Raw genomic sequence first — 26,689 nt, 5'->3', positions numbered from 1 at the left:
TATGGCAACGAGGCGCCCAGTTGAACACGCTATACTGTAAGCTCAACAACTAGGAGTAACAGTCATGCTCTTAAACATTAAACGTATCAACGTTCCACCTGGACAACGTGTATTGTTGCGTGATGTTACATGGGAAGAATTTGAGACAATTTTAGATGAGCTAGGAGAACATCGGGCAACGCGAATTGCCTATGATAAGGGAGTACTGGAAATTATGGCACCGTTGCCGGAACATGAATTTAGTAAAGAAATTATTAGTGATTTAGTCAAAGCGCTTTTAGAAGAATTAGATATTGAATTTATAAGTCTTGGCTCTACAACATTTAAAAATCAGGCAATGGCTCAAGGTATAGAACCTGACCAATGCTTTTATATTCAAAACGAAATTTTGATTCGTGGTAAAGCAAGACTTGATTTACAAAAAGACCCTCCACCAGACTTAGCATTAGAAATTGATGTCACTTCACGAACTCACCCAAGTATTTACGAAGCCTTAAAAGTCCCTGAACTTTGGCGCTTTGAAAAAGGTATACTGCAAATTAATTTACTACAAGCAGGTTCTTACGTCGAATCTCAGCAAAGCTTGAATTTTCCAAACCTACCTTTAACTGATATTATTCCTCAGTACTTTAAGCAAAGTAAGACTGCTGGTAGGAATGCAACACTTAAAGCGTTTCGCCGTTGGATACAAGAACATATGAACTGATAAAGTATATAGTTGATTTCGATGTAACGCATCAAAACAGTGGCGCCATTTTAAATCTCTTCAACTCTTCTGTGTACTCCGTGGCTCTGTGGTAATTTTATTTACCATCAAAATAATAATTAGATAGTTCACTGCGTTCAGTATGACATTTTGAAAATTAGATAGTTCACTGCGTTCAGTATGACATTATATGATAATATGTATGACTTATACATCCGTTACATCCGTTGTATCCGTTGCCAGTTCTACGGCGCCTAAAGCTAGTAAAGTAGAAATGGTAGCTTCAGTTAGTCCTTTGACTCCGGTTATATTCATTTCTTCGTAGGGACGTTTTGCTCTAAGGGTGTTTAGACATTCACCTGTGTTGATATCCCAAAGTTTAATTGTCTCATCTTGACTACCACTGGCAATTATGGCGCCTAATTGATTAATTGCCACAGACCATATTACACCAATATGTCCCTCTAAAGTTTTAACGCATTCGCCTGTTCTAATATTCCATAACTTGATTGTTTCATCGGTTCCAGCACTAATTAAATATTTACCATCGGGACTAAACACAACCGACTGAACTGCATAAGCATGACCTCGTAAAGTTTTAATACATTCCCCTTTATTTGTAGACCATAATTTTAATGTTCCGTCATTGCTGGCACTTGCAAGAGTTTTACCATTTGGACTAAATATCACTGAATTTACTTCTGCTGTATGTCCTTGTAAGGTTTGCACACACTCCCCTGTTTCTGGAACCCATAATTTTATAGTGCTGTCACTACTACCACTAGCTAAAATTTTTCCATCACTACTAAAAGCTACTGATTCTACACGTCGTAAATGTTGATGTAATATTCTTAAACATTTACATGAAGCAACGTCCCATATACATATTGTTTCATCGGCGCCTGTACTTGCAAGCATTTTTCCATCGGGACTAAATTCAAGTGACCGAATATGATATGTATGTACAATTATAGTTTTGAGGAGTTCACCTGTATTAACTTCCCAAAGTCGAATCGTTTTATCGTCACTACCACTAGCAACGATTTGCCCAGAAGGACTAAAAGCAACAGACCAAACCCGGTTTGTATGTTTATTGAAGGTACGTAAAAGTTCACCAGTCGCAACACTCCAAAATCTCACAGCAAAATCATCGCTGGCAGTAGCAAGAATTTGACCGTCTTGACTAAAAGCTACTGACCAGATGGAATTTGCATATCCCTGAAGTGTCTTTAGACATTTTTCGTTGTCTACATCCCATAGTCTTACCGTTTGGTCAAAACTTCCACTCACTAACATTTTATCATCAGGGCTAAAAGCTACTGATTCAATCGACTGAGTGTGTCCTGCAAGAGAGGAAATTAATTGTGTTTCGATGGAATATTCGTTATATAAGATAAACCATAGTTTAATAGTTAAATCTCTACCCGCACTCGCAAGTAAAAGTCCATCGTGACTAAAAGCAACTGTACGCACTTGACTAGAGTGTCCTTGCAAAATACTTAGACATTCTCCTGTCTGTGTACTCCATATACGAATTGTGCGGTCATAGCTACCACTTGCAATAATAGTACCATCAGGTGAAAATGCTACTGAGCGTATTTGGTTAGTATGTCCGTATATAACTTTTATACATTTACCTGTAACTACATCCCATAACCGTATAGTTTGGTCATAACTACCACTAACAATAGTTTCTCCATCTGGACTAAACGCAACTGCACTAACTACATTGGTATGTCCACGCAAAATTTTTAGGGTTTGAGCTGTGTTTATATTCCAAATACGTATAGTATGGTCAGAACTACCACTTGCAATAATAGTACCATCGCAGCTAAAAGTAACCGACCTTACCTCACTTGTGTGTCCTTGTAAAGTTTTAATTAGCTGACCATCCGAGAGGCGCCACAAACAGATAGTATGGTCAGAGCTACCACTGGCAAATATACTACCATCACAGCTAAAACCAACCGACCAAACCCAGCTTAAATGTGCTTTCAAGCTCAGAAAATGTTTACTATCTGCGACTTGCCATAATATAATTTGCCCATTTGTATCGCTTGCGGCAAGTTGACCATTAGGACTAAATGCAACTGATTGAATACTACCAAATGGTTGAGTAAAAATACATTTATCAAAACTAGAATTACTAAAATTACACGAGCGTAAATTTACACCCTGCAAGTACGCTTGTTTTATTACTAGTTCCGAAAAATCATATCCATTTAGATTTATTTTTAGATTAACTAATAAATTAATAATATTGCCCGTTGCATATCCTGATTTAATTTCTGGTTGATTACGCAATATCTCTAATAAATCACTACCACGTTTAATTTCGGAACTGAGTGCATAAAGTATTGGATTGAGAATTAAGCGAATTTGGGAAGAACGAATATAATCACTCGTAGTTGCTTTAATAATCGCATGAGTATTAAATAACTCAAATTCTCCCTGATTTATTTCAGTAATTATTTGCTCGATAAATCTATCTGTGATATACTCCATAACCACATTTTGAAGTGTAAATGTGGAAGCGTCGGATGTTGCATCTCTAGCTTTTTCAATTAGAGAACGTTGCATTAATGATTCAAGGGTTTCAATTAGCTTCGGCGCCTTTTCAAGTGTAATAATATCATCAAGTAATTCCAGCATCGTTACAGGTTCACGATTAATCGCTAACCAATACATGACTTCTTTTTCTAAGTCAGATAAACGATTAAATTGGGTTTCGAGCAAAGTTCTAATTGTGCCAAATACTATCGACTCTTGTGCTAAAAACTCGGAAATGCTACCCTGAAATATATCTTTAATTGTAGTAGAAATAATTTTGAGCGCTAAAGGATTACCTTGATAAGAATCTACAAGTCGAATTTGTTCGTCTTGAGTTCCACTAATTCCCTTCTCTTGAAAAATTACTCCAGAATCTGACGCAGGTAAACCGCTTAACTGTAATGACCGAACTGGAAGCGTTTCACCTTCACTCGCTGCAACTTCTCTAGGTTTTTCTCTACTAGTAATAATTAAACAACTGTTATGAAGTTCTTCACCAACACGTTTAAGAAGTATACCATAGTCCTCATACCCCTCCCGATATTCTCCGGCTTTATCACCTTCTGTCAATATAGATTCAAAATTATCGAGAATTAAAAAACAACGCGACGCACGTAAATATTTTTTAAGCAGCGTAATAAGGGCGCCAATGTCAAGTGGTAAGTTTGTTTCTTGCTCTAAAGAAACAAATCTTATTAATTCTGCTAATATATCTGGCAATGGTGGAGCATTACCCAAACTACGCCAAATTACAAACTCAAAAGTTTTTGAAGAAACAATTTTTTGCGCTAATTTCACCGAAAGTGAGGTTTTACCTATACCCCCCATCCCCAACAGCGCTATCAAACGACAATTATCATTAATTATCCATTCTTCTAGAGTAGCGAGTTCCTGCGTGCGTCCATAAAAAACTGAAACATCAACAGCTTCGCCCCAATCGACACGGCACTCGATGTTTTGTACTATATTTGAGATTTGAGCCGGATGTAAGTCTATATCAGACTTTGAATTATTATTTTGTAGTTTTTGAAACCATTTATCGCGTCGTTTTTCAATTTGGTCTAACACTTGAAACGAAGCTGCAAAAATGCCGATTATTGTACCAAAAAAGGCAATGGTACTAGCTACACTGCTGATTTCAGGCATAAGTAGAGGAATGCTATCCCAATTTTTAAACTTTGCTCAAGCTGCGCCCTTAATTTTACATCTACCCTAAGTTTGATGTCATGCACAGCACAATACGAAAATTAAGAAACTTGATTTATTCAGAATTTCAAATATCAACCATTCTCTAGGTGTAGATAAAAGCAGTACACTTATTCCAAATGGGAAATATTGCATTATACCTAAAGCCACTAGCGAATAGTTACCTATAATGTGACAATAGTTTTACTTAATTGCTATACACAAGAACCATGACGATGCATTCTACTCTTCAACGTGCGTGTACTATTCGCCGCGCTTTAAAAGTTATTAGCGGTTTGAATAATTTCGACAAGGATAATGTCGCTGCGGTTGTAAGAGCTGCGGAACTCGGTGGCGCCACTTTTGTTGACATCGCCGCTGACCCAGAACTGGTAAAATTAGCTAAAAGATTGACAAAATTACCTGTTTGCGTATCTGCTGTTGAACCAGAAAAGTTCAGAAAAGCAGTAGCAGCAGGTGCAGATTTAATCGAAATCGGTAACTTTGATGCGTTTTATGCTCAAGGACGAAGATTTGAAGCAGAAGAAGTATTGGCACTAACATACCAAACTCGTGAGTTGCTTCCTGAAGTTACTCTATCGGTAACAGTTCCACATATTCTGACGCTCGACAAACAAGTTCAGCTTGCAGAAGAACTTGTACAAGCAGGTGCTGATATTATTCAAACCGAAGGTGGCATCAATACTAAGCCAGTACATGGTGGTACAGTTGGTTTAATCGAAAAAGCTGCTCCAACATTAGCCGCAGCTTATGAAATTTCACGCGCGGTTGCTATACCTGTACTCTGCGCTTCTGGTATTTCTAATGTTACCGCACCACTTGCTACAGCAGCAGGCGCCGCAGGTGTTGGTGTTGGTTCTGCTATTAATCAACTTAACAGCGAAATCGCCATGATTGCTGCTATACGCGGTATTGTAGAAGCGCTAGCAACGACTAGCACTTCCGCTCACAGCTTTAGTCCTGAGTATTAAATGCTGAGTGCTGAGTTCTGAGTGTTGAGTTTAAGCTCATTACTTCTTTTATTGAGTAAATTACTTGGTCTTGTTGTTCAGATGAAAGTTCGGGAAACATCGGTAATGATGTGACTTCCTTACTTAGTTGCTCACAAACGGGTAATTGTCCCTCTTTATACCCTAAATCTTTATATACAGGTTGTAAGTGCAAAGGCATGGGATAGTAAATCATTGTATTTACTCCCATGTCTTGTAGCTTTTTACGCACTATCTCACGTTGATTGTCGAGAATCCGAATAGTATATTGGTTCCAAACGCTGGCGCCACCTGGCAGTTCTTGGGGAATAATAATACCAGGTACTTTAGAAAGAAACTGATGATAACGAGATGCTATAGTTTTTCTTTTAGTATTCCAATCATCTAAATATTTGAGCTTAATTTGCAGAATAACCGCTTGAATACTATCCAAACGGCTATTTACACCAACTTCGTTGTAATAATATTGATTTGTTTGTCCGTGATTTTTAATGACTCGCATTCTTTGGGCAATTTCGGGGTCATTTGTCGTTATTGCTCCTCCATCACCACAACCACCTAAATTTTTTGTGGGATAGAAGCTAAAGGCGCCTATATGTCCAATGCTACCAACTTTTTGCTCGTTCCAAGTCGCTCCCGTTGATTGAGCGCAATCTTCAATTACTACGATTTTATGAGAAGAAGCAATTTCCATCAACCCAGTCATATCTACAGGTTGACCGAACAAATGTACAGGAATAATTGCTTTTGTATTGGGAGTAATTGCGGCTTCTACTTGTTGTAAATTGAGATTATATGTATTCGCATCTATATCGACAAATACAGGTTTGGCGCCAACAGCACTAATAACTTCAGAAGTAGCGATAAAAGTAAACGCAGTGGTAATGACTTCATCACCTGCACCAATATCCAACGCACGCAAAGCTAAATAAAGAGCATCAGTACCAGAATTACACGCTATACAGTTAGATACACCGTGGTATGCAGCAAACGCTTGCTCAAACCCATCAATAACGGGTCCACCAATATAACGTCCTGATGATAAAACTTCGAGGACAGCAGCACTAACTTCTGCCTCAATTACAGCGTATTGTTGTTTATTGTCAAATGCAGGAACAGATTTTACACTCTGTATCATAGTTTGTATGAAGGTTTATGGAAGTATAATTTGGACGAGAAACTGGGTTTATTGTTAAAACCTGGTTTCTTAAGCATTTTTACCTATTGGTCAATTTATTACATTATCATTAGCGATAAATGTACATATATATATAGATATCCATCAAGAATAAATCGTTACAATCAAAGTTCCCACTCTTGCTTATGCCAGAAATCATCAAGTTAGATTTTACAGATTTAGGTATTGCCGTCGCACTAATGGCTATAACCATTGGGTTGTCAGCTTGGGAAAAACTAGGAATTGAGATTAAGTTGCTTATGGCAACAGGGAGAACTATCCTTCAACTGATGGTTTTGGGATATGTACTAGATTTTATCTTCGCCGTTGATAATGTAATTGCAGTTTTGGCGATTTTAGCAGTAATAATCACGATTGCGGCAATTATTACAAGAAATCGTATTAGTCAAAAAATTCCCCTTGTTTTACCATTGGTGTGGGGAGCAATGTTTATTAGTACTTCAGTATCTATTATTTATACAAATTATTTAATAATTCAGCCTCAACGTTGGTTTGAGCCACGTTATGTGATACCTTTAGCGCTGATGGTGATAGCAGGCGCCATGAATGCAGCAGCGATAGCGGGGGAAAGATTAGTTAAAACCATAGATTCAAGTCACTTAGAAATTGAAACCCACTTAAGTTTAGGCGCCACACCGACTCAAGCAGTAGCACAATATCGTAAAGAGGCAATACGTGCGGGAATAATACCTACTATCAACCAAATGACGTTAGTAGGTATGGTAACAATACCTAGTTTTTTCACAGGACAGTTACTTGCTGGTGTCAAAGCTGACGAAGCAATTTCATATCAAATTGTGGTTTTATTTATGATTGCCTTTGCCAACCTAGTAACGACAATATTAATCACACGTGGACTATCACGGCAGTTTTTCAACGAACACGCACAATTAATTCGGTGATTGTCGCGGAATATGGGTAAAAATTTGCTGTCCTTGTGCGTCAAAGACCAAGACTGCTGTATTGGCATTATCACCAATTACTTCTAGTGCTTTTTGTAAAGTTTCTAGATGCTTTTGAACACTCTGGACATCTTGGGGAGCGTTACTTTCTAAAGTTTTTTCATATTCTGGGGTAATGCGAACTGTTATAAATCTCTCATCGACAGTGAAATTACAAATCTGAACGCTACCTTTACAAGTTTTTTCTAAATCAGCACGAGTTGAAGTTGTACTAGCTGTCGCACCAGTCACCATCATTGTTTGTAATTTAGTTTGAGCTTGTTCAAATGCTACTGCATACGCTTGTAATAAAGGTTGTGCTTGATTATACAGTGGACTCTCAGGTGGAATTTGCTTAATTGTGTTTATTGCTTGTTGCCAGCGAACAGTTGCTGATTGCCACTGGTTTTGCTGTTCGTATTGTTCAGCTTGTTTTGCGGTAGCTACTGCTTGGGCTAAACTTGTTGCCGCTTGTTCTTGTTTTGAAACGCGGTCGCGAAGTGTTAATAGTCTTGGTTGGTAATCGTTCAAAAGTGTCCGTGCTTCGGCATAAGCTGGACTGGTTTGAGGTACTGCAATTAAGGCATTGACGACTATTTGCCAAGTTGTGAGTGCGCGTTGTAAATCTAGGAGTGATTTTGCGTTTGTTTCGCGCTCACGTGCCACTTTTGCTGCTGCTTGAGCATCGTTTACTTTTTTCTGCCATCTGCTTTGAGCTAATGTTTGAACATTAACCGACTGTAAACCGCTACGAAATAGTGATAATTTTGACTGAGCAAATCCGTAAAATTTACTATCTGTACGAATTGCTTCTAATGGGGCAATAGAAGAGCGCCATAATTTTGAACGTGCTTGTAACTCGTTAATATCATTGCTCGTGCTTTGTGAAGAACGCAAAGCTGTGGCGCCTAATTGCAAAGCTTGTGTCAACAGTTTAATTTGTTGCGACTCGCTCGATAAAGCAGTTGCCGCTTGTACAGCATCCTGGTGATTTGGCGACCAACCAGGTATTCTTTGTAATGATGCAATTGTTACATCTAACTGTTGTTGCAGCTTTAATAAATCTTCTTCGGTTTTAACGTTGTTAGCTAATTGGGGAAATGAATTTTGTAATTGCTTTGCCGTTTGTAATTCTTTACATGTAGATAATATACAGGGACTCATTAGAAAGTAACCACTGGCGCCGAATATTGTTGTAACAGCTAGAACACATGCTCCAATTAATAATGGCTTGAAGCTGCGCTGGCTTTTTTTAGTTTGATTGTTGGGAGGCGCCGACTCAAACGGGTCAAATTTTTCTTCTTCAACAACTGATGCATTTATAGTCAACAGTGAAGCAGAAGAGTCAAACATTCCTTCAGAGGATAATGATGACTGAGGTAAAGGTTCTTGATTGAGTTCGGGAAGAACAAAATCTGAAAAAACATCATAATCTGACAAATCTGATGGATTTGAAGCTTGCTCGCTATTAATTGAGATATTTGGGACAATATACAGCGTTTTCTGAGCATACGGGAGCTTGATTCCAGTATGACGCACAAACATCTGTATTTCTTGCGTTTGATATGCGGTATCTGATTGGAGGGTTTTTGCTACGACTGCAAAAACATGCTCGGTATCGACGGTGATAGTTTTAGGGTGCTGTATTAAAACCATTAGCTGGTCTTTAACAACACACTTAACTTCAAAGGTATTGCGCTGACTAATTTCGAGCAAGCTTTCTTCCAAAATGGACGATAGAAAATCTAAGTCTTCCTGCTGTGCTGCTGATTTCATTGGCGATGACAGGCTGGGGTTTGTTAACAAAGACACAGTTTGACCAGTTATTATTTTCCTATACAACCAGCCAAATGTTCTAGCACAGATTTAGAAAAAACGCTAATAAAGCAATAAATTTACAATCGTAGAATATTAATATGACTCTTTGTCACATATTTCATCTATCTAAAGATAGTTAAGCAGATGACAAAAACTTATAAATTGGTTACAAATGTAACTACTATATTGTTGGAATATGAATCACTTATACTAGAAACCGGGTTTCTTACTATACTAAACCTGCCATATTTCTATGCCAATTTTACATATGTAAATACTTGAGCATTTAGAAAAGATATACATTGTAAAAATACTAATTGAATTGTTAAAAAAAATGCCTGTTATGTATTACGTAAGCGGTTTTACTGAAATTGAATGCCAATTTTGATGTATGTAAGTAAATTTAAATCGCATGTTATTTACCGCATCAACCGAATTGGATAGAATTAATGATGGAGAAAGAAATTATAGTTAATTAAAAGCCGACTTTTGCTTTGGGGATGCAGCAACTTAAAAATTTGACGGCAACTCCAACAAGCGTGAAGTGGTATTTCAAAGGTGCGTGGTATGGATTTACTAGAGTATCAGGTTAAAGAATGGTTCGGGCAGATTGGCATTCCAGTACTGCCATCACAGCGAATAGACCATCCAACAGACTTAAAGAGGTTAAAAATACCTTACCCAATTGTTCTAAAGTCGCAAGTCAGTGGGGGAGCAAGGTTAAAAGTTGGTGGAGTTAGGTTTGTAGAGACAACAATTGACGCAATAGCAGCAGCTCAAAATATCTTTAATTTACCAATAATGGGTGAACTACCAGAAGTGCTGCTAGCAGAAGCAAAATATGACGCTGAACAGGAGTTATATTTAGCTGTTGTAATTGATACAGCCGTTTGTCGTCCAATTTTACTGGGTTGTCAAGAACCAGATATAGATTTGGACTCGTATGGAGATAAGATGCAGCACGTCGTTGTCGAGCATGAATTTTCACCGTTTTATGCTCGACGGTTAGCGTTGAAAATGGGATTGCAGGGAAAGCGAATGCAAACTGTTAGCAGTGTTATTGAAAAAATGTACTATTTACTAATCGAGAAAGATTTAGATTTAGTTGAAATTAATCCACTTGGTATAAATTCGCAAGGTGAAGCGATGGCGTTGAACGGTAGCATTAGTGTCAATGAGCGTGCAATCTCGCGTCATCCTGACATTGCCCTAATGGCAACTAAAATGCATAATCGGTATAACGGCAATGGTAAAAATCAAGATTTTAAAGAATGGGAGGGATTGGAACTGCACGGTAAAATCGGTATTATGGGTAATGGCGCCGGTTCGGTATTAACCACGATGGACTTAGTTACTTTAGCAGGTGGAAAACCCGGCTTTTGTCTGAACTTGCGTCATGCATCTCCCCTTGATACTTCTCCAACGACATTTAAAACTCGTTTAGAAAAAGCTTTGAGCATCATGAGCGCTGACAAAAGTATTCAGGTGATTCTAATTAATCTTTTGGGCAGTATACCTCAAGCGATTGAAATTGCAGAAGTTATCACTGAATTTGTGCATCACTATAACAGCGAGCATAAATTAAACGGTACGCGCAACGGTCATAAACACAAACGTGATACTAACTTCCCACGTTTGGTTGTGAGACTCGCTGGTTCAGACTTAGATGGCGCCAAAAAAGAGCTAACAGCGTTAAAACACGAAAGCGATATGTCTATAGTAATGACAGAAAACTTAGATGAGGCAGTAAGTGAAGCAGTGCGCCTTACTCAACCTCTCGTGTATAAAAAGTAAAAACTTGCCAACCAAGTAGAAATTATATTATCCAGCAGATGTAACGGGAGGTATTGACAATATCTAATTCAATTTTAAAACAAATCCGAAAAAAGTTTATGATTTATTTATAGGTCAATTGTCTTTATAGGCAATTTCTAGATATCAATAATATGATTCGGCAAAAGTGAGTGTTCAGTAAAAACTAAGCACAAAATTGAATAACAATCAAATAAACAGGACACTTTATAAAGTGTCACATCTCAGTTATGACTACGTGCTGAGTGGAAAATTTACTACGTATTTTATGAACTTAACGCCTAATAGCAAAGTTATAATTCAAGGCTTTTGTGAATTCATATCGCCAATGCAAATCGCGCAAATGAAAGCGTATGGCACCAATTTAATTGCTGGGGTGAATCCTGGATGTGGTGGTAATACGTTACACGATTTGCCGATATTTGATTTAGTTGAAGAAGCTACTGAGCAATATGGAATAATAGACACAACGATTTTAAATGTATATCCTTACGAAGTTTTGGATGCAGCGTTAGAAGCGATTGCATCAGGTATTCGTCAAATCGTGATAATTTCACCTGGGGTTCCACCTTTGGACATGGTGCAGTTATTGCGTACAGCAGAAGCCACAGAAACTTTAATAATTGGACCAAATAGTCCTGGTATTATCGTTCCAGGGAAAATTCTCTTAGGTACACAACCTAGTGAATTTTATACTCCAGGTTCAGTAGCGATATTGAGTCGAAGCACAACTCTTACTTATGAAATCGCGAGAGAATTAACGCAAGCTGGTGTCGGTCAATCTATAAGTGTAAGCATTGGTAGCGACGCAATAGTTGGTTCGTCGTTTATGCAGTGGTTACAAATTCTTGACGAAGACGAAGCAACCGAAGCAATAGTGCTAGTTGGTCAACCTGGTGGAGGTAGTGAAGAAGCAGCAGCGCGTTACATTGCTGAAGTTATAGATACACCTGTTATAGGTTATATAGCAGGAAAAGAGGCGCCGCGCGGTAAACACTGGCGCCAAACAGGAACATTAGCAGCAGTTATTGGACGTGACTCCGACTTTGGCACAGCGAAAAATAAACTAGCAGCATTTACCGAAGCTGAAATTCCAATTGCCGAACGTCCATCTCAAATACCAGAGCTACTCAAAAAAGTCACAAAAATCACTCATTAACCTGTATTAATCCGTAGCACAGGCATCCTGCCTGTGCAGTGATATAATTTTTTTTACCATGCGAATATTTAAGAATCCTAACACCATTACCTCGGTAAACAGTGCCATAAATACAATTGGTAAGCTTGTTGTTGGTAAAGCTTCCCAAGGGTGAATTGAGAAAAGCCAGAGAAAAGAGCGCTTATCAGATGTATTATTGAGTATTGATAATATTAATGCTGGTGCAAATAATAAAGCGCTTGTTGTACCACATGCCCACAAATATCGTTTTGATGTTTTCAACAACAGCATTCTTTGAGCAACAGTGGCGCCAATAGCCCATAATACTGCTAATAGTGCGATACCTAGGGCAAATTTTAATCTACTGTTATCTTGAAATAGCCAGTCTATTGAGACGTTCTTACGAGTATAAAGTTGTTTTGAGAGAAAAATCCAAATAGCAAAAGGAATACTCATAGTCAACAAATGGAGCGCAAACGCGAGTATTGCAGGGCTTTTTTCACCAAACAGTAAATCCCTAAGCAGAGAATTATGCCACCAACCCCTACGACCTTTATGACGATAACGTGCCCAATCTTGAATTGTTTGACGTTCCTGCGAGAGAATGAATATTAAACCAAATAGTAGCACAAAGTTAAATAGTGCAAATATTGGCAAGTTAGACAAAATTTGGCTATTAATATCAATATTATAGTATGGATTATCCACAGCCGTACTTCCACGATTTTCGGCGTATTGTTGTAGTGTGAATCCCCATAATAAGATTTGCACGAAAGCTACTAAGAAGTAACTTTGTTGTTTACTAATTACTGGTGTGTTTGGGTTGCGAAAACGTCTTTGTAGTCCTTGCCAAATTCCGTAAGTCCAAAGACCGTAGTTTACTAGATGTATTCCAAGAAAGCTAACTAAGTTGGTGCTTATTGGAATATAGAAAAATTGTATTTCTTTGTATTTACTCCAGCCTATACCGTCGTAAGTTTTAAATAAGTTAGGAAATAAATAGCTTGTTGCATCAACTGGGCTAAACATTATAAACCAAGCGGCGCCATTACGAAGATATGACCCGTACAAAGTGCTTAAAAGCAAAAATGTCAAAAACATTAATACGGAGCCGGCGCCTAACCAAGGTTGGAAACCACCTAAAGCGCGCGTGGTCAAGCTAAATAGAAAAGCTGCACTAAAAAAGAAAATACAACTGCCAGCTAAAACGGCGTAATAGCTTAAAATATGATTAAAAGCAATACCTGCTGCTTGTCCAGAGAAAATATGAAAAGGAATAGCTAGCGTAACAGACAAGTACACTAAAATCGGTACACCTAGCATTTTACCAGTTAAAATACTAAATTCCGATTGCGGACTAAGACGAATAAAATTTAGTGTACCTCGACGTTCTTCTTGCGCTAAATTATTTATGAGTAAATAAGTACCTGCAACAAGTAAAGTGATAATAAAAATCACACTCAAAGCTTGAAAAATATACTGAAAATGTTCGTGCCACCATTCTGTCATATTAATTTGACCAGGCGGGCATGGTTGTTCGTATAAAACCTTTTCTAAGGTAATACGTCTATTTGTAGCTTGTTCTAATTGTATTTTAACTTGCTCTAGTTTAATAGCGTCAAAATTTTCTTTACTACTATAAAGGAAAAAGCTATTTTGCAGCTTGGGAAGAATTTCACTAATGTCAGAAAGCTCTTGTTGATAAGACCTTCCAATCCCGCAGTACTTTTCAGTCATGCGATATGCTGACCCTGGAATTTGACCTAGTTGAGCGAGGAAAACCACAGCTTGAACAACTAAAGATATTGCACTGGTAACTAAAATTGGAAAGAGTTTTAACCGTCCTTTTATTTCCCGTGTGAATTGTGGATTCCATTCACCAAGTTTTTCAATAAATTGAAGCATATATTTATTTCGTGAATAGATGTAGAGACTGTACATGAACAGTCTCCATACATGTAAAGGGTTTTATTTTAACGCTTGGGTTGCAGATTCGCCGGCTAGCTTAATTTGTTTAGCCAAACGAACATTTAAGAATCCTAGCACCATGACTTCTGTAAATAGTGCCATGAATACAATTGGTAAGTTTGTTTCTGCTAAAGCTGCCCAAGGGTAACTTGAAAAAAGCCAGAGAGCAGAGTTTCTTGCAATTGTATTATTAAGTATTGATAAGATTATCGCTGGTGCAAATAATAACGCGCTAGTGGTGCCAAGTGCCCACAAATAACGTTTCGATGTTTTTAACAGTAGCATTCGTTGGGCAACAGTGGCGCCAATACCCCATAAAACAACCAATAAGACAATACCTAGAATAGCTTTGAATCTACCAACATCTTCAATTAACCAATCTATTGCATAGTTATTACGAACATTAAGGTGTTCCGAGAGGATGACCCAAATGGTAATAGGAATAGTTATGATGAGCGAGCAAAGTGCAAATGTAAGCAGTGCTGGACTTTTTTCACCAAAGATTAAGTCTCTAAGCAGAGAATTATGCCACCAACCTTTACGGGTAGAAGTGCCTTTATAACGATAACGCGCCCAATCTTGAATTGTTTGGCGTTCGTGTGAGAGAATAAATATCAAACCAAACATTAGCGCAAAGTTGAATAGTGCGAATATTGGCAAGTTTTGTAAGATTTGAGTATTTATGTCATAGTAAGAAGGTCGTGGCTTACCAAAAGATGAATTCGGATAGAAATTTTTGACGTTTTGTAGCGTAAATCCCCATGACAACACCTGTATAAAAATCACAAGGAAGTAACTTTGTAATTTACTAATTACTGGTGTGTTTGGGTTGCGGAAACGTCGTAGAAGTCCTTGCCAAATTCCATAAGTCCAAAGACCGAAGTTGGCTAAATGCATTCCAATAAAGCTAGCGATATTGGCGCCAATTGGAATATAGAAAAACTGTGTTTCTTTATATTTGTCAAAATATCTCTCGGAATAATTTCTAAAGAAGTTAGGAAATAGATAACTAGTTGCATCTATTGGAGTAAACATTCTAAACCAAGCGGCGCCATTATTCAGATTATTACTATACTGGGCAGTTGAGAAAACAATTGTCAAAAACATTAAAACTGCACCAGCACCTAACCAAGGTTGAAAACCACCCAAAAATTGTGTGACTAGGCTAAACAGACATGCTGCACTATAAAAGAAAATACAACTGCCTACTAAAACAATGTAATAACTGAAAATATGACTGAAAGCAATACCAGCAAGCTTTCCTGAAAAAATATGAAAAGGAATCGCAAGCGCTACAAACAAGTAAACTAAAATTGGTACACCTAGTATTTTACCAGTTAAAACGCTAACCTCAGACTGCGGACTAAGGCGAATAAAATTGAGTGTGCCTTTACGTTCTTCTTGTGCTAAATTATTAATTAGTAAATAAGTACCTGCAACTAGTAGTGTGAAAATAAAAATCACGCTTAAAGCCTGAAACATGTACTCCCAATGGTCGCGCCACCATTCAGCCATATCAATTTGACTGCGCGGACATGGCTGTTTATACAAAATATCTTGTAGATGAGCGCGTGTATTTTTTACTTCTTGTAATTGTGTTCGGATATTTTCTAGTTTCTCAGCGTCAAAATATTGTTTGCTACTGTAATGAAAAAAATTCTTTTGTAGCTTGCTAAGAACTTGACCCAGGTCAGAAATTTGCTCTTGATAAGACTTACCAATACCGCAATACTGTCCACTCATCTGATATTCTTTACCAGGTATTTGACCTAGTTGAGCTAAAAACACAACAGATTGAACGATTAAAGATATTGCACTGGTAACTAAAATTGGAAATATTTTAAGGCGCCCTTTTATTTCCCTAGTAAATTGCGGGTTCCATTCACCGATTTTCTCAAGAAATTGAAGCATATATTTATTCAATTTAATAAATTGCGAATTGTTACGAAGCTTGCTTATGACCCATTTTCAAGAAAATTGTTTCTAAATCTTCTTGAGTACAATGAAAATTAGTTAGAGGAACTCTTGCGTCAATCAAAGAACGAAGCAAATTGGCACAGTCTTGTTGTTGACCAGAAAAATTTACCCGTACTTTGTCTTTAGTTGGCATAACTTCCCACTCTTGTACAAATGGGTTATTTTTTAATTCCCCCAGTAACTCATCAATTTTTCCAAGAGTAGAAATTTCTATTTGCTGACGAGACAGACGTTGGTAAAGTTCCGTAAGCGATGTGCTTTCTACCAAACAACCCAACTCCATAATTCCTACAGATGTGCAAAGTTCAGCTAAATCACTAAGAACATGTGAAGAAATTAATATCGTCATCCCAGCTTCTTGCAGTGCTTTAATAATTTCGCGAAACTGCAATCGTGCAATAGGGTCTAGTCCAGAAACAGGTTCATCGAGTAGCAACACTATTGGTTCATGAATAATAGTGCGTGCTAAACTTAAGCGCTGTTTCATCCCACGCGACAACGTAGAAATTAAACTATTACGTTTATTTCCGAGTTGAATCAGTTCTAGCACCTCATGTAACCGCTGAGTGCGACGTGGTTCGCGTAACTTATATAATCTGGCGAAATATTCTAAGTAATCCCAAACAGTAAGTTCATCGTATAAAGGGTAATCATCGGGTAGATATCCTAAACGACGCTTAAGAGTTGGGTTACTTCTGTCGCGTGTCAGTCGGTTCCCATCAATATAAATTTCCCCTTGTGTTGGTTCCTCAACTGCTGCCAACATTCTAATTAAGGTGGTTTTACCAGCACCATTCGGGCCAATTAAACCATAGACTTCCCCGGCGCCTATTTCCAATTCGATCTCGTTAACAGCAATGTGTCGGTCAAACTGCTTAGTTAAACCAATAGTATGTATTGATAAATCTGTCACCATAGCTATACCAGAAAGCCACGTAAGTAAATACTAACTTAGCTTCTATTTACAGGCTTTGTTACACCTGTTACGGAAAATGTAACTGTATTCATTGAAACTTTATATATGTATTATCAAAACAATAAAGATTCATTTAAGCATTACATTCTGTAGTTAGTTTGATAATAAAAATGGGAACTATGGAACTGTAGGCTTTAAAAAATCGTTTCATTACCAAATATTTTATGCTTTTCGATATCTCTGGAATCAGGTTGCACGTGATTGGACAAACGGTTGCCCTAGCAATAGAGCATGGTAGGGAGTGGGGGCAACTGTTCGTAAATGACCTGTCTTGGAAAGGTAATAAAACTAAAATGGCTAAACACGCTATTAGCGAGTCAGCAGTTTATACCTTGCGAAACAATATTGATGAACAATATTGTGGTGATTTTTTTAACACAGCAGGAATACCATCAGAAATAGCAGCATTGCTTTACTCGCATATCAAGCTTACGTCAACACTTTTTACTATTTATGGAATTGATACAATACGTGCAACCGCACATCCGCTTGTATTAGCAGCAGCATCAGGTGTCAGCGTTACAGAACTAGCAAATCAACTAGAAACATCCTCGGCGCCCTCCGCTATACAAAAAGCCTTACAATCGGTATCAAGAAATCAATTTGCAGAAATTAACAAATTATTGGGCGCCAGATTAATCGCCAAATTCAAAGAACGAGAGAGTGTAAATTACACAACACTAAGTGACTGTGGAGATTGCGTAAAAGCATTTATCACAGCATATCGAAGCGCGTAAATTTGTAGTATGTTCGTTGTGAGGGCTTCAGCCCTCATTACCTCACATTTCTCCCTGTTGGCGCCGCTTCTTAATACGTGAGAAAATCTCATCAACCGTAGGATTTCCTAATATTTTATATCTATCACGTGTATAATCTTGACGTAACTTTTTTATTTCTTCCTTTGCGTCCTTTGCGTTTGTATCTTCCAAATAAAAGATGTTCAAACTTCTATGAGCGAAGTTCTTGTGGGGTGGGCATCCTTGCCCGCCCTAAGCTTATGGAACGGGGCTTGCGATGCCCATTCCACAAGATAAATTAAATATTCCATCTAAGATAATGCACTTTCTTTGTATGATATTAAATTTATTGGCACTATAAAATATTTCCATAACCCTTATGACACAGCAATTCCGCATAACCCTTCTACCAGGCGATGGCATCGGTCCCGAAATCATGAACGTTGCTGTGGATGTACTCAAGGTTGTAGGAAAGAAGTTTGATATTGAGTTTCATTTTCAAGAGGTGCCTATTGGTGGCGCCGCGATTGACCTAACTGGGGAACCTTTACCACAAGAAAGTTTAGAAAAATGTCGTAATAGTGATGCGGTGTTACTTGCTGCTATTGGCGGTTATAAATGGGACTCATTACCACCTGCTCAACGTCCCGAAGGAGGTTTGTTAGCATTGCGCGCGGGTTTAGAGTTATTTGCTAATTTGCGACCTGCAAAAATCATTCCTGAGTTAATTGATGCTTCAACGTTAAAAAAAGAAGTTGTCGAAGGCGTTGATATTCTGGTGGTGCGCGAGTTGACGGGAGGTATTTACTTTGGTAAACCTAGAGGAGTTTTTGCCACAGAGACAGGTGAAAAGCGTGGTGTAAATACGATGGTTTATACAGAGTCGGAAATAAATCGTATTGGCAGAGTTGCTTTTGAAGCAGCACAGAAACGTAGTGGTAAATTATGTTCTGTAGATAAAGCGAATGTTTTGGATGTGTCACAGCTATGGCGCGAAAGCATGACTAAACTCGCAGCAGAGTATCCTTCGGTAGAATTATCGCATCTTTATGTAGATAATGCCGCGATGCAACTTCTACGGGCGCCATCTCAGTTCGACACAATTGTAACAGGTAACTTGTTTGGTGATATCCTGTCGGATGCGGCAGCCATGTTGACAGGCAGTATAGGTATGCTACCATCTGCTAGTCTGGGTGCAACCGGGCCAGGAGTGTTTGAGCCAGTTCATGGTTCTGCACCTGATATTGCAGGACAAGACAAAGCTAATCCTTTAGCACAGGTCTTAAGTGCTGCAATGATGTTACGATACGGCTTAAATCAACCCACAGCCGCTGACCATATTGAAAAAAGTGTGTCGCTGATTTTACAGCGGGGGTTGCGTACAGGAGATATAATGTCTCCGGGTATGAAGCAATTAGGCTGTCGTGCAATAGGCGACGCATTAATTCAAGCCTTGGAAGAATAATAGTTTGGTTCAATCTGTGAAAATTTAGGAAGTTTCGGCGCCTAAATTTTCGGATAAACTAAAAGTAAACCTAAACACAAATAATTAGTATAAGCAGTGTACGCTTTAAAACAAGAACCCGATAATTACACGAATAATAGAAACCAGCCAGCTTTGATTGACCCTGCCCTCATTAGAGCCGCTGGACAGATATATCATATATATTGCGAAGTTCATCCTGAAATTACAGGACATGCTTCGGGTGTAGCGATTAATCGTTCTAACCACCGAGGTAAAGTTATTTTTACGCAGCATCCGGTATTGTTGCCAGAAGAGTGCTTTGTACCTATAAGTCAAATTGAATCGTATATGTATTAGTCATTGTTCCATGCATTCAAAGAATTTGTCATTCAGTAAAGAAAAATAACAAGTGACAAATGACACTTGTACAAAGTACAAATGACAAAGGACAAATGGCTTAAATGATATATGGATGTTTTGATGTTAGTCCCGGCAAGTCTTATTGTCTTCGCTTTGGGTGCATCGATTGGCAGTTTTATAAATGTAGTGGTCTACCGTCTCCCTGCTGGGTTATCGGTTATTTATCCACCATCACGGTGTCCACGTTGTTTGAATGAGTTAAAAGCTTATGACAATGTTCCTTTGTTGGGATGGTTATGGTTGAAAGGGCGTTGTCGTTACTGCAAGAGTAAAATTTCGATGCGTTACCCTGTGGTTGAGACTATTACAGGGTTGTTGTTTTTGTTGGTATTTTGGGTATTTCAGTATTCGCCCCAAACTATAGGATATTGGATTTTTTGTAGTTGGTTACTCGCTTTATCGTTAATTGACTTCGATACAATGACTCTACCAAACCCATTAACTAAATCTGGTTTAGTGTTAGGGGTTGTGTACCAAACGGTTTTGGGTTTTATGCAGTCTAATAGTTCTACTGGTATCAACCATCTAATAGGCGCCATATTTGGTGCAGTTTTGGGAATATGGCTTTTTGACGCTATTTCCTTTATTGGCTCGATAATATTTCAAAAAGAGGCAATGGGTGGAGGAGATGCCAAACTTGCTGCGATGATGGGCGCCTGGTTAGGATGGAGACATTTGCTACTAGCGGTTTTTATTAGCTGTATAGTTGGTGTAGTAGCTGGTGGAAGTGGCGTAGTACTTACGAGTAGAAAATGGGGAAAAAAAATGCCATTTGGTCCATGTCTAGCCTTGGGTTCGCTGATTACCCTGTTGGGAGGCGAGATGATTATATCAAGCTATTTACGATTATTTCCCTAACCACATTTTTCCTCAAACCGCAACTGTCAATTTGATTACCTCAACTATTCTTCATATTTTGGTAATATTATTTTGTATCTTAAATATTCCTCTTCAGAACAGGCGCCGTGCTGTGCATTTACAACATGCATACCAACGAATATTGCTAGTCTGGGGTGGTATTCGAGCAAAATACTTGAATTGGTATACATATTTTCGTTAAGCTGGCAACCAAAGATACTGTTAAAATGTCTGTCTTGCTAACAAGATGACTTTGATAACGACATACTACCCACGACCTATAAGAAAAAAATGGCAAACAACGAAGAAACACGCGGTTTAAAATCTCTATTAGATTGGTTTGCAAACCGCCGAAAATCAGGGTCAACAACACCAGAACGTCAAGAGCGTGAAATAGCTGATGGACTCTGGCACAAATGTTCTAAATGTGGAGTATTAAGCTATACAAAAGATTTAATGGCAAATCAAATGGTTTGCACCGAGTGTGGATATCACAACCGGGTAGATAGCGACGAACGTATTCGACAATTAATAGACGCGAATACATGGAAACCATTAGATGAGCATTTGCGTCCAGCAGACCCATTACAGTTTCGTGACCGTAAACCGTATATTGACCGTTTGCGAGAAATGCAGCAAAAAACAGGTTTGACTGATGCTGTAAGAACAGGTTTAGGAGAAATAGACGGTTTACCAGTTGCACTGGGTGTAATGGACTTTCGTTTTATTGGCGCCAGTATGGGGTCGGTAGTGGGTGAAAAATTAACTCGTTTAATAGAAATCGCCACACAAAAACGCTGTGCTGTGGTAATTGTGTGTACATCAGGTGGCGCCAGAATGCAAGAAGGAATGCTATCGCTAATGCAGATGGCAAAAATATCAGGAGCATTACAACGTCATCAAGACGAGCGACTATTATATATACCCGTATTAACAAACCCAACAACAGGGGGAGTAACGGCAAGCTTCGCAATGTTAGGAGATATAATAATAGCGGAACCAAAAGCAACAATAGGCTTTGCTGGTCGGCGCGTGATAGAGCAAACCCTGCGAGAAAAACTACCCGAAGATTTCCAAACGGCAGAAGATTTACTCAAGCACGGGTTTATCGACGAAATAGTCCCCCGCACCCAAATGAAGAAAACCCTAGCACAGTTAATCGCTCTGCATCAACCCTCATCACCAATACTCCTAAGTCACGTTAACAGTCAGCCTGTTACACACAGCAATCACAACGTTGTAATGTGGGATACTCGAAGCCTAAGTTCTACTGTCGCTGAATAAATACAAATCCTTGTGGCTCTTGTTGCTCTTGTGGCACAGGCATCTTGCCTGTGCAGTCAGTACTAATAATTATTTTTACCACAGAGTCACAGAGAATAAGAAGATTGGCAACGGATGGTAAACGGATGTAACGGATGTGTTATTTTAAATAGTTCAGTATTATTTATAACATTAATTTTGCTGATAAAGATGTAGCGGCGCCTTCTGAACGCTTACTAATGTTTTACTGGGGGATATAAGAAACAAACCCCAGTAAAAAGAGATAGAAATCATAACCACCAGTAAAAACAGCCCCAGTAATTTAAATAAACAGCGATTTGAGTCAAGTGGTAAAAATTATCATATTTATAACTTGAGCAGCGAATACCAGCACTGTTCCTTATGGTGTGTGGGCGCCGATAATATTTTACTGGGGGATATAGTAAATAAGCCCCAGTAATTGAAATTAATATCACCCAATGTCTGTGGGGTTATCTGTATAAAAAATTTATTATTCATATCTATTCATTCTGTAAAACAACGCTTTTTTTGCGTTCACGGAGTGTCTCCGGAGGAGAATAACACGTAGTTAATTTCAAAAGCAAGTAGTGATATTTACGTTAATCTGATTGTTTAGAGATTAGTATTAACAAGATTATCAACTTTTAAATCAGCACCCTTTCTCGTACTACTGGTTAAGTAAACAGGTAGTACTGTGAACGGCGCCTACCCAGTTGCTCACTGTTCCTTATGGTGTGCGGGCGCCAATAATGTTTTAAGACGGACAGGCTCCAAGCCTATCCTACAAGATTAAAAACGGATATTTTTCAATTGGGGGTACTTTTATCAAGATAATGAATTTTTAAGTCACAACTGTGAAGTACTACTGGTTAAGTAAACAGGTAGTACTTTTAGTAAATTTAGGTTGCTCGGCGCCACGAATATACTTCTCAGTATAAAATAGTACTTGTTTATTGTTTACAAATGTAACACCCCAGTGATAGCATGACCAGCGTCGCATTTATTGGGGATTGCCATTGGAGACAAATCAACTTGACTTGTTCTCACCAACTGATATAGTAAGGGCGCCACTTAATCGAAGCCCTTTGTTATTGATGGATGATATAGCACTTTCCAAATGGAAAAAACAAATTGCCATCCATCAACAACAGGTAACAACAAACGAACCAATAGAAGAAGTAAGTTTATTCGACGTGCCCAAGTCGCACGTTGACCCAAATTTTATCGACCCATTTACCCTACATTTATCAGCGTTATCTTTTTATCGACTACCTGTAGATAGTCCTGGACAAGCTTGTCTATATTTTGTAATTGATTCAACAGCTAATCTACTTTTATACATCGGTGAAACTTGTAAATCTAACAAACGATGGAAAGGAGTACATGATTGTAAGCGGTATATTGAAAATTACCAAGACTTACATCATAGATATAAATTAGAGACAGCAGTAAACATCGGCTTTTGGTGGGATGCACCTGTACCAACAAGACCGCGACAGCGATTAGAATTAGAGTTAATCAAGAAATGGAAATCTCCATTCAACAAAGAAAATTGGAAATATTGGGGACAACCCTTTGGTAAAGAGTAGGGTGCGTAACAGCATAAACAAATTCGATTCAAACAAAATAACTTTGTGCTGTTACGCACCATTAACTAGTTATTATTGGTATTAATCAATTCTATCCCCAGCGATACAATCCCAAAGTGCGATTTCTTCTTGATATCCACAAGCAGAAACTAATCGAACTTAGTATTAATCGAACTTAGTATTAATCGAACAGGTATATAAATACTCTTTGGCTACAAATAACTTTAAAAAATTTATAGTGATGAAGTTACTTACTGAATAACGTATTTTATTATAGGCGCCTGCAATTGAAGCCAGCACAAAAGTACACAGCACATAATAGCCTGGTAAATCCATTCAATTATTTGTTGATAGGATTTATCTAATCTTGACTAATTCCGCGTTTTGTGCTATTTCTTCTTTGCTTAAAAGTACCCAATTAGCGAGTGTATTTAAAATTTCTGCTTTTTCGGTCGGTGATGCCGATAGCACCAACGAGCGTATATCTATCTTATTTGTATCAACTTCTCCTAGTTGGCATAACAGATAATTCTTAGCTTCCGAGGGTAATCCAGCTAACAGTCGCTCTAGACTATCAGAATAAATTCGCTGTTGACCCCGCCGAAAGCCACTAATCATCTGCTGAGAAACACCTGTTTGCTCAGACAGCCACTTAGCACTAATCCCATACTTTTCGAGGGTTCTATCCAAAGCCTGTGAAAAATTCATAAGTTTGGTTACGCCATGACTGAATGATCGCTTATAATATTCAGTAGTGGCTTAATTTATAATAGCGAATTAACTTACTTCTCAATACTATCAAAATAATCGCGGAGGTAACAGTTTGTAAGTACTCAGACGCTATAGCTCTCGCACATAGACAAAACTTAATACTGCAACCCGGTACACCATCTAACTGAATTCACAGAATTAATCATGGTTTTAGTAGCACACTTTGGTGGTGAAGCGGGAACGGTAATACACGTAAAAAGAGATTTCTGCGGAAAAATCAACAATGGCTGCTAAAAATGGTTAATGTAATCAATCGGTACTCTTTGAAGTACCAAAACTTGGGAACAACGCGCGTTGTTACTCAAGAAGCTCCGAGTGCTTACTATACAACGAATACACAACATTTAGATGAATGGTACACTCCACCAAATATTATCTCCCTTGTACAGAGGGTTTTAAATGAGATTGACTTAGACCCTTGTGCAGAGGGTAATAAGAATATTCCAGCACGTTCCCATTACACCAGAATAGATGATGGATTAGAACATGAGTGGAATGGGCGCCTTTTCCTGTACCCACCTTCTTCTCATCCAGACAAGTGGATAGCAAAATTACAAACCGAAGTATCAAGTGGCAGAGTCAGTGAAGCGGTTGCTCTTTTACCAGCACAGACGGATACAGACTGGTTAAATTCAGTATTAAAGACTCAACCAGTTTGTTTTTGGAAAGAACGAATTACATTTTTAGACGCAAATTCACAACCCAATTTACCAGCAACACAGTCTCACTGTTTTCTTTACTGGGGAAATAACCAGTATAGATTCAAAGAAGTATTTGAACCGCATGGTATAGTCTACCTTCCAATTTGGAAGTCAGATGAAGCGCAGCAACTACCATCAAACGATGAAGTACTACCAGTTGAGTTAACCAGTAGTACCAAAAGGAGAAGCAGAGGAAAAGGAACGGGAAGAATTCATTTTAGAACTGTAACTAAAAGAAATGGTAAGCAGTATGAGCAACCTTGGTATGACTGGGAATTAAACACAGGAAGCAAAACAATTTCTCGCAGTACATATATACCAAAGCATTTGTTCAACATAATTCTGGAGCTAGAAATTAGCAAAGCTCCTGTGAATGAGATTTTGGGGATGTTGGGAATTATTTTGTAAAACAACCCAACGTGTGTAGAGACGTTACATGTAACGTCTCTACAACAACAAAAATTTGTGATGGGTTAATTGAAATACTGCATTTCAGCTTCAATTTGGCGGATTAAGTTCTCATCACCTTTGGTTCTAGCAACTTCTAGACGATGCTCTAAATTCTTTTTAATGCTTTGTTTGTGTGCTTCGCGCGCTTTTTCAGCAGCCTCAAACTTGTTACGAATCATAGTAATTTGCCTCTATCATCTATAAATATCTATGTCTTGTATTCATAATATAGCATAAATTTGGTAACTGTTGTTACAGAAATGTAATTATTTATCATGTAGCAAGCAAGATAAGTGTCTATGTGATAACACGATGATTTCTCCACAACTGCTTACCTTGTTAAGCGATTTTGGTTTAAGTGATATTTATGTCGGTGTAATGAAGGGTGTAATAGCTCGAATTAACCCAGAAATGAGGGTGATAGACTTAACGCACCAAATTCCACCGCAAAATATAGCTGCTGCACGGTTTTGTTTAATGAGTGCTTGTCCCTATTTTCCTGATGGAACAGTACACATGGCAGTAGTTGACCCAGGTGTTGGAAGTACGCGACGTGCCGTTGCCGTAGAATTTGCACATGGGTTTTTGGTGGCGCCGGATAATGGCATAATTAGTGGGGTATTAAGTCAAAGTCGAGCGATTCGAGCAGTAGAATTAACAAACCCACAATATTGGAGAGTTCCTAATCCGAGCTACACCTTTCACGGTCGAGACATCTTTGCTCCGTGTGCTGCACATCTTGCCAGTGGTGTTCCAATAAAAAATTTAGGTAGGGAAATAGATATAGATAGTTTGGTAGAACTTAACTTGCCCAAATGCTGTTACATTACCACAGGCGCCGTCGGTTGCATCCAATATATAGACATATTCGGAAATCTAATCACCAACATACCCGGAAGCTACGTAGAAGGTAAAACTTGGCATATCGTAGTAGGTAACTTAAAGATAAAAGGAGGAGCAACATATAATAGTGTACCCATAGATAGTGCAATTGCACTAGTAGGAAGTGAAGGTTGGGTAGAAATAGCAATTAATAGAGGCAACGCCCAACAACAATTAAATATACAATTAGCACAAACGGTAGAGGTAGGGGCGGGTTAACGCAAAATCTTCA

Annotated in this window: 23 protein-coding genes; 13 read left to right on the top strand and 10 right to left on the bottom strand. The window is 38.3% G+C overall.

Annotated features, from left to right (window positions below):
* The first annotated feature begins 64 nt into the window (after nt 1–64).
* Nucleotides 65–706: a Uma2 family endonuclease gene (locus DSM106972_RS40150; RefSeq protein ID WP_127085942.1), complete on the top strand. Its 642-nt coding sequence runs from the start codon at nt 65–67 to the stop codon at nt 704–706.
* 207 nt (nt 707–913) lie between these two features.
* On the opposite strand, the gene DSM106972_RS40145 is transcribed toward DSM106972_RS40150, so the two are convergent.
* Nucleotides 914–4,402, bottom strand: a complete 3,489-nt coding sequence (locus DSM106972_RS40145) for a WD40 domain-containing protein (RefSeq protein WP_127085941.1) — start codon at nt 4,400–4,402, stop codon at nt 914–916.
* Between the two features lie 269 nt (nt 4,403–4,671).
* On the opposite strand from DSM106972_RS40145, the gene DSM106972_RS40140 reads away from it, so the two are divergent.
* Nucleotides 4,672–5,433 (top strand): DUF561 domain-containing protein, encoded by a 762-nt coding sequence (locus DSM106972_RS40140; RefSeq protein WP_127085940.1) that lies wholly within the window; start codon nt 4,672–4,674, stop codon nt 5,431–5,433.
* Here the strand turns inward: DSM106972_RS40140 and DSM106972_RS40135 are convergent.
* Nucleotides 5,417–6,589: a DegT/DnrJ/EryC1/StrS family aminotransferase gene (locus DSM106972_RS40135; protein WP_127085939.1), complete on the bottom strand. Its 1,173-nt coding sequence runs from the start codon at nt 6,587–6,589 to the stop codon at nt 5,417–5,419. The two genes, DSM106972_RS40140 and DSM106972_RS40135, sit on opposite strands and share 17 nt — an antisense overlap.
* A gap of 185 nt (nt 6,590–6,774) precedes the next feature.
* Between DSM106972_RS40135 and DSM106972_RS40130 the strand changes: the two genes are divergently transcribed.
* Nucleotides 6,775–7,551 (top strand): ABC transporter permease, encoded by a 777-nt coding sequence (locus DSM106972_RS40130; RefSeq protein WP_127085938.1) that lies wholly within the window; start codon nt 6,775–6,777, stop codon nt 7,549–7,551.
* Here the strand turns inward: DSM106972_RS40130 and DSM106972_RS40125 are convergent.
* The gene (locus DSM106972_RS40125) at nt 7,540–9,402 is read right to left on the bottom strand and encodes a hypothetical protein (RefSeq protein ID WP_127085937.1); all 1,863 of its coding nucleotides are present in this window, start codon (nt 9,400–9,402) and stop codon (nt 7,540–7,542) included. The two genes, DSM106972_RS40130 and DSM106972_RS40125, sit on opposite strands and share 12 nt — an antisense overlap.
* A 573-nt stretch (nt 9,403–9,975) precedes the next feature.
* On the opposite strand from DSM106972_RS40125, the gene DSM106972_RS40120 reads away from it, so the two are divergent.
* Nucleotides 9,976–11,202 carry a succinate--CoA ligase subunit beta gene (locus DSM106972_RS40120; protein WP_127085936.1) on the top strand — a complete coding sequence of 409 codons (1,227 nt, stop codon included), beginning with the start codon at nt 9,976–9,978 and terminating at the stop codon, nt 11,200–11,202.
* Nucleotides 11,203–11,488: 286 nt separating this feature from the next.
* The gene (locus tag DSM106972_RS40115) at nt 11,489–12,379 is read left to right on the top strand and encodes a succinate--CoA ligase subunit alpha (protein ID WP_127085935.1); all 891 of its coding nucleotides are present in this window, start codon (nt 11,489–11,491) and stop codon (nt 12,377–12,379) included.
* A 6-nt stretch (nt 12,380–12,385) separates the two neighbouring features.
* Here DSM106972_RS40115 and DSM106972_RS40110 read toward each other — a convergent pair whose 3' ends face one another.
* The 3 genes from DSM106972_RS40110 to DSM106972_RS40100 all read right to left on the bottom strand — a co-directional run bounded on the left by DSM106972_RS40110 (nt 12,386) and on the right by DSM106972_RS40100 (nt 17,240).
* Nucleotides 12,386–14,284: an ABC transporter permease gene (locus tag DSM106972_RS40110; protein WP_127085934.1), complete on the bottom strand. Its 1,899-nt coding sequence runs from the start codon at nt 14,282–14,284 to the stop codon at nt 12,386–12,388.
* A 63-nt stretch (nt 14,285–14,347) separates the two neighbouring features.
* Nucleotides 14,348–16,258, bottom strand: coding sequence for an ABC transporter permease (locus DSM106972_RS40105; protein ID WP_127085933.1), 1,911 nt, complete (start codon nt 16,256–16,258; stop codon nt 14,348–14,350).
* Between the two features lie 31 nt (nt 16,259–16,289).
* Nucleotides 16,290–17,240, bottom strand: coding sequence for an ABC transporter ATP-binding protein (locus DSM106972_RS40100; protein ID WP_127085932.1), 951 nt, complete (start codon nt 17,238–17,240; stop codon nt 16,290–16,292).
* 224 nt (nt 17,241–17,464) lie between these two features.
* On the opposite strand from DSM106972_RS40100, the gene DSM106972_RS40095 reads away from it, so the two are divergent.
* Nucleotides 17,465–18,037 carry a hypothetical protein gene (locus DSM106972_RS40095; RefSeq protein ID WP_127085931.1) on the top strand — a complete coding sequence of 191 codons (573 nt, stop codon included), beginning with the start codon at nt 17,465–17,467 and terminating at the stop codon, nt 18,035–18,037.
* A gap of 42 nt (nt 18,038–18,079) precedes the next feature.
* On the opposite strand, the gene DSM106972_RS51790 is transcribed toward DSM106972_RS40095, so the two are convergent.
* A complete protein-coding gene (locus DSM106972_RS51790; protein WP_158632955.1) occupies nt 18,080–18,229 on the bottom strand; it encodes a hypothetical protein in 150 nt (49 codons plus the stop codon).
* A gap of 187 nt (nt 18,230–18,416) precedes the next feature.
* On the opposite strand from DSM106972_RS51790, the gene leuB reads away from it, so the two are divergent.
* The 3 genes from leuB (at nt 18,417) to DSM106972_RS40080 (ending at nt 20,780) form a co-directional block, all read left to right on the top strand.
* A complete protein-coding gene (leuB, locus tag DSM106972_RS40090) occupies nt 18,417–19,502 on the top strand; it encodes a 3-isopropylmalate dehydrogenase (RefSeq protein WP_127085930.1) in 1,086 nt (361 codons plus the stop codon).
* Nucleotides 19,503–19,598: 96 nt separating this feature from the next.
* Nucleotides 19,599–19,859, top strand: coding sequence for a hypothetical protein (locus tag DSM106972_RS40085; protein WP_019489681.1), 261 nt, complete (start codon nt 19,599–19,601; stop codon nt 19,857–19,859).
* A 111-nt stretch (nt 19,860–19,970) separates the two neighbouring features.
* The gene (locus DSM106972_RS40080) at nt 19,971–20,780 is read left to right on the top strand and encodes a prepilin peptidase (RefSeq protein WP_127085929.1); all 810 of its coding nucleotides are present in this window, start codon (nt 19,971–19,973) and stop codon (nt 20,778–20,780) included.
* A 44-nt stretch (nt 20,781–20,824) separates the two neighbouring features.
* Here the strand turns inward: DSM106972_RS40080 and DSM106972_RS51785 are convergent, their stop codons facing one another.
* Complete coding sequence (locus tag DSM106972_RS51785; protein ID WP_158632954.1) at nt 20,825–20,971, bottom strand: hypothetical protein; 147 nt, start codon at nt 20,969–20,971, stop codon at nt 20,825–20,827.
* Between the two features lie 100 nt (nt 20,972–21,071).
* Here DSM106972_RS51785 and accD point away from each other — a divergent pair, with 100 nt between their 5' ends.
* Nucleotides 21,072–22,064, top strand: a complete 993-nt coding sequence (accD, locus tag DSM106972_RS40075; RefSeq protein ID WP_127085928.1) for an acetyl-CoA carboxylase, carboxyltransferase subunit beta — start codon at nt 21,072–21,074, stop codon at nt 22,062–22,064.
* A gap of 1,016 nt (nt 22,065–23,080) precedes the next feature.
* Nucleotides 23,081–23,653 (top strand): GIY-YIG nuclease family protein, encoded by a 573-nt coding sequence (locus DSM106972_RS40070; protein WP_186538377.1) that lies wholly within the window; start codon nt 23,081–23,083, stop codon nt 23,651–23,653.
* A 357-nt stretch (nt 23,654–24,010) separates the two neighbouring features.
* On the opposite strand, the gene DSM106972_RS40065 is transcribed toward DSM106972_RS40070, so the two are convergent.
* Nucleotides 24,011–24,361 (bottom strand): helix-turn-helix domain-containing protein, encoded by a 351-nt coding sequence (locus DSM106972_RS40065; protein ID WP_073618492.1) that lies wholly within the window; start codon nt 24,359–24,361, stop codon nt 24,011–24,013.
* Nucleotides 24,362–24,660: 299 nt separating this feature from the next.
* Here DSM106972_RS40065 and DSM106972_RS40060 point away from each other — a divergent pair, with 299 nt between their 5' ends.
* Nucleotides 24,661–25,533, top strand: coding sequence for a DNA N-6-adenine-methyltransferase (locus tag DSM106972_RS40060; RefSeq protein WP_127085926.1), 873 nt, complete (start codon nt 24,661–24,663; stop codon nt 25,531–25,533).
* Nucleotides 25,534–25,598: 65 nt separating this feature from the next.
* On the opposite strand, the gene pirA is transcribed toward DSM106972_RS40060, so the two are convergent.
* Nucleotides 25,599–25,754, bottom strand: coding sequence for an arginine synthesis PII-interacting regulator PirA (pirA, locus tag DSM106972_RS52350; protein WP_170213639.1), 156 nt, complete (start codon nt 25,752–25,754; stop codon nt 25,599–25,601).
* A gap of 133 nt (nt 25,755–25,887) precedes the next feature.
* Here pirA and DSM106972_RS40055 point away from each other — a divergent pair, with 133 nt between their 5' ends.
* A complete protein-coding gene (locus DSM106972_RS40055; RefSeq protein WP_127085925.1) occupies nt 25,888–26,676 on the top strand; it encodes an SAM hydrolase/SAM-dependent halogenase family protein in 789 nt (262 codons plus the stop codon).
* Nucleotides 26,677–26,689: the final 13 nt, after the last annotated feature.

This window comes from Dulcicalothrix desertica PCC 7102, assembly GCF_003991905.1.
Lineage (GTDB): Bacteria > Cyanobacteriota > Cyanobacteriia > Cyanobacteriales > Nostocaceae > Dulcicalothrix > Dulcicalothrix desertica.
This window is presented reverse-complemented; position numbering and strand designations above follow the sequence as displayed.